Source organism: uncultured Campylobacter sp. (assembly GCF_938045225.1).
Taxonomy (GTDB): domain Bacteria; phylum Campylobacterota; class Campylobacteria; order Campylobacterales; family Campylobacteraceae; genus Campylobacter_A.
Genome location: NZ_CALINL010000050.1, coordinates 1 through 3966 on the forward strand (window position 1 = coordinate 1; position 3966 = coordinate 3966).

Below are 3966 nucleotides of genomic sequence, written 5' to 3' on the forward strand. Positions count from 1 at the left end.
TAAAAATATATTTAAAATTTATTAAATAGCGTATTGAGCCTCATTATCTTCGCCATTTATGAGCAACTAATAATATTTGGCGATAGAGGTACTGGTAAAATTTGAACGAATTCTTTTTTTAAATTTCAGCCAAAATTTATTCTAGCGTTAAAAGTGCGGTTGAGCTTGGTTGTAGAATAACTCAAAATAAATCATCTAAAGGAGATCATCATGAGTTTTCTATCTAAATTTAGTAAGGCTATCTTTGCCGTTGCAGTTGCTGGAGCGATCAGTGCGAGCGCATTTAGCGAGGGCGAGGACTACGTCAAGCTCGAAAAACCGCTATCCGTGGAGCAAAACACGCTAGTTAAGGTCTTTAGCTACGCTTGCCCGTTTTGCTACAAATACGACAAAACCGTCACTCCGAAGGTCGTCGAAAAGGTCGCGGGGCTAAAATACGTACCGTTTCATCTAAAAACCAAGGGCGAATACGGCGAGGCGGCGAGTAAAATTTTTGCCGTTTTAGCCGTGATGGACGAGGAAAAGGGCGTTAGCCTGCTAGATGAAAACTCGCTGTTTAAAAAAGCAAAATTTGCCTACTACAAGGCCTATCACGATCAAAAGCAGCGCTGGAGCGACGGAAAGGACGAGGCTGCGTTTTTAAAGACGGGGCTTGATGCGGCCGGCATCAGCGAAGCGGACTATCAAAAAAAGCTTGAGGATCCAAAGGTCGCCGAACTGCTTAAAAAATGGGACGAGAGCTACGACGTAGCCAAGATCCAAGGCGTGCCGGCGTTCGTCGTAAACGGCAAATACCTCATCATGACGAAGTCCATCACCTCCCTAGACGGTATGACGCAGCTAGTCGAAGAGCTGCTCAAAAAATAGGGCGCGAGCATGAAATTTGCGGAAAAAATAGCGAAATTCAGCGATAGCCGCCTGCCGTGGGCGATCCTCATAGTAGTGAGCGTGGGACTCGTGATCCTAGCGCACTCGCTGTTTCAAAACTACGTCTATATGCCGCCTTGCGAGCAGTGCGTCTATATCCGCTTTGCCTTTTTGTGCATGGCGCTGGGAGGCCTTGTGGCGATCATAAATCCTAAAAATTTACTCCTCGCCGCGGTAGGCTACCTGCTAGCCTTTTGGGGCGCGATCCAGGGCATAATGTATAGCGTAAAGCTAGCCAAGATCCACGACGCCGTGCACGGAGACGATCCCTTTGGCGTGCAGGGCTGCTCGACCGAGCCGCACTATCCGTTTGGTCTGCCGCTTGAGCGGTGGGCGCCTGATTGGTTCTTGCCTACGGGCGACTGCGGCTACGATAATCCGATGGTTCCGGACGGCGTCACGCTAAGCGGCTTTCAAAAATATCTCGTCGATCTTTATGGGGACGGCTGGTACCTGATCCCATCAAGCAAATTTATGTCGATGGCCGACTGCACGCTGATCGGCTTTGGGGTCTGCTTCGTCGTGCTCGCCACGATGTTTATTTGCAAAATTTTAACTCTGAAAAAAGCTTAAATCGGTCTAAATTTAGACCGATTTTGCTATACTCGCCGCATGAGAGCCTTACGCGAGCATAATTTTAAAATCTACTTTATCATCATTTTCGCAAGCCTTTTCGTGGTGCTTTTGGGCGTGAAAAACTACGAGGACGCCAAGGCGCAGATCACGGCGCTCGCGGATAAAAACAAGATCGCCGCGAGCGAAAATATGGTGGAGAATTTCTCATTTTGGCTGGATGAGCGACTACACTCACTGGTGCACGCGGCTAAATTTATGCAAAACGCGGGCATCTCGCAAGACGGCGAAAAGCTGGGTGACTTCATACGACTTTTCAAAGAAAACTCAGCGGAATTTGACGCCTTGCAGTTTTTGCGCGAGGACGGGGAAATATTCGTGGACGGCAAGGAGCTAGGCGACGATGAAGCGATGCCAAAGAGCCTGCGCACGGGGCTTGTGTGGTTTGAGGAGACTAAAAGCACGCTCGCACCCACGGTAAATTTTATGCAGCGCCATAAAATTTTAGGCGAGCCGACGTTAAATTTATGCGTGCCCGTCATGGACGGCGGCTCGTTTGCGGGGGTGTTTTGCGGCGTAGTGAAGCTGCAAAACATACTAAAAAATATGGAAAAATTTAAGCTAGCGCCCGACTCCTACGCCTTTATCGTCACTCACGGCGGCGAAATTTTAACGCCGATGAAGGACGCGGCGCTAAAAAAGCAGATCGAGGATAAATTTAAAGAGATTTTCCTGCGGGACGAGGACATTACGAGCCTAAATATCGGCTCAAATTTCATCTCCATCGCCGAGATCCCCACGCTAAACTGGTTCATAGGCGCAGGCACGGACAACGAAAAGGAGCTCGCCGCACTGCTTAACTCCGTGCTTAAAAACGCCCTCATACTGCTTTTTGCGTTCGCGGCGTTGGCGCTCGTGGCAAATTTCCTCCATAACTTTATGTACTCAAAAATCAAAAATCTGCAAGACGACTACGAAGCCCTGCTCAAGCACAAAGCCCGCATGAGCGAGGCTGGCGAGCTAATCAGCGGCATAAATCATCAGTTTATCCAGCCGGTTAATTCGCTAAATTTGATGATCTCAAGCTTGCTCATGCTGCAAAAAGACGGCAAACTAGACGCCGCGACGCTAGAGAGCATGCTGCAAAAAGGCCAAGCCGCGACCGTGCTTTTAAGCGACACGATCGAAATTTTTAGAAATTTTTATAAAAGCAGCGACAGCCCGCAAAAATTTAGCGTGCAGCGCTGCATAAAAGACCTACTAAAGCTAATGCACACCGAGCTTAGCAAGGCAAACGTCGCGGTAAGCTTGCGCGAGTTTAAAGACGAAGAGGCCACGCAGCGGATGGGCATCGTGCAGCAAATTTTACTCATCCTCATTCACAACGCAAAGGACGCGGTCGTGGAGCGATACAAAGACGAGATCGCCAAGCGGCAGGTTTTTATCGATGTCAAATTTGAAAACGGCACGTGCAAGATAGCCGTCACGGACTACGGCAGCGGCATGAGCAGGGAGCTGCGGGATAAAATTTTAACCCAGCCAAAAACCACCAAAAAGCAAGGAAGCGGTATCGGGCTGTATTTTGGCAAAAAGCTGGCAAACGAAAAGCTCGCAGGCGACATCAGGCTGCTAAGCGCGGGCGATCCGACGACGTTTGAGCTCGGCTTTGAGATAAATTTAAAGGAGTGAGATGCAAGAGCATTTAAAGCTGCTTAAAGACCTAACCGTCCTCATCGTCGAGGACGACGAGATCGCAAGGGAGCTGCTAATAGGCGGGCTAAAGCCATACTGCCTAAGCGTCTGGGGTGCAGGCGACGGGCTAGAGGGGTTGGAGCGCTTTAAAAAGCTAACCCCCGCCATCGTCATCACCGACATCCACATGCCCGCGATGAACGGCTTTGAGATGATGAAGGAGATGATGCGCATAAAGCCCGCGCAAAAATTTATCGTCTTTACATCCTACGACACCGACGACAACCTCATCAAAAGCATCGAGCACGGCGCGGCGTCGTTTCTAAAAAAGCCCGTCGATATCGCCGCTCTGTGCCGCTTGCTCGTGGCTCTAACCTACGAAAAGGACGAAAAGCTCGTGCGCCTGGGCCCGCAAACTAGCATAAATCTAGCCAAAGAAAAGATCTACAAAAACGGCGAAGAAATTTATCTCTCGTTTTTGCAAAATAAGCTCTTTTGGCTCTTTGCGTACAACTTAAACAAACTCGTGAGCTACGAGATGATCGAGGAGTTCGTCTACGAGGGCGAGCTGCCTAGCAAGGGCGCGATACAAAACGTCGTGCTGAGGCTCAAGCGGGAGCTGGGGGTTAAATTTAAAAACATCAGTGAAAGTGGATATATACTGCTAAGCGGCGAATAAATTTTATTTGCGGCTTGTCTTTTGAGCGTCTTTGAATGAGTTTGAAATTTTAAGTCTGCGGCAGACTACTTGTCTAGCCTTGACTTAAAATTTCT

The 3966-nt window shown here is 48.8% G+C and carries 4 protein-coding genes; all 4 read left to right on the forward strand.

Annotation, left to right across the window (positions count from 1 at the left end):
• Window positions 1-210 precede the first annotated feature (210 nt).
• Genes Q0200_RS02490 through Q0200_RS02505 form a run of 4 tightly spaced genes read left to right on the forward strand, consistent with a single transcriptional unit; the run spans window position 211 to window position 3871 of the window.
• Window positions 211-867: a thiol:disulfide interchange protein DsbA/DsbL gene (locus tag Q0200_RS02490; RefSeq protein WP_297937325.1), complete on the forward strand. Its 657-nt coding sequence runs from the start codon at window positions 211-213 to the stop codon at window positions 865-867.
• 9 nt (window positions 868-876) lie between these two features.
• Window positions 877-1500, forward strand: a complete 624-nt coding sequence (gene dsbI, locus Q0200_RS02495; protein ID WP_297937328.1) for a protein-disulfide oxidoreductase DsbI — start codon at window positions 877-879, stop codon at window positions 1498-1500.
• A gap of 39 nt (window positions 1501-1539) precedes the next feature.
• On the forward strand, window positions 1540-3189 hold the full coding sequence (locus Q0200_RS02500; protein WP_297937331.1) for a sensor histidine kinase: 1650 nt from the start codon (window positions 1540-1542) through the stop codon (window positions 3187-3189).
• 1 nt (window position 3190) lies between these two features.
• Window positions 3191-3871 (forward strand): response regulator, encoded by a 681-nt coding sequence (locus Q0200_RS02505; RefSeq protein ID WP_297937334.1) that lies wholly within the window; start codon window positions 3191-3193, stop codon window positions 3869-3871.
• The last annotated feature ends 95 nt before the right edge of the window (window positions 3872-3966 follow it).

What these genes read in the sequence shown, in the direction of transcription:
- Q0200_RS02505 (WP_297937334.1), top strand. Translation starts at nt 3,191, where the DNA reads ATGCAAGAGCATTTAAAGCTGCTTAAAGACCTAACCGTCCTCATCGTC.
- Q0200_RS02490 (WP_297937325.1), top strand. Translation starts at nt 211, where the DNA reads ATGAGTTTTCTATCTAAATTTAGTAAGGCTATCTTTGCCGTTGCAGTT.
- Q0200_RS02500 (WP_297937331.1), top strand. Translation starts at nt 1,540, where the DNA reads ATGAGAGCCTTACGCGAGCATAATTTTAAAATCTACTTTATCATCATT.
- dsbI (WP_297937328.1), top strand. Translation starts at nt 877, where the DNA reads ATGAAATTTGCGGAAAAAATAGCGAAATTCAGCGATAGCCGCCTGCCG.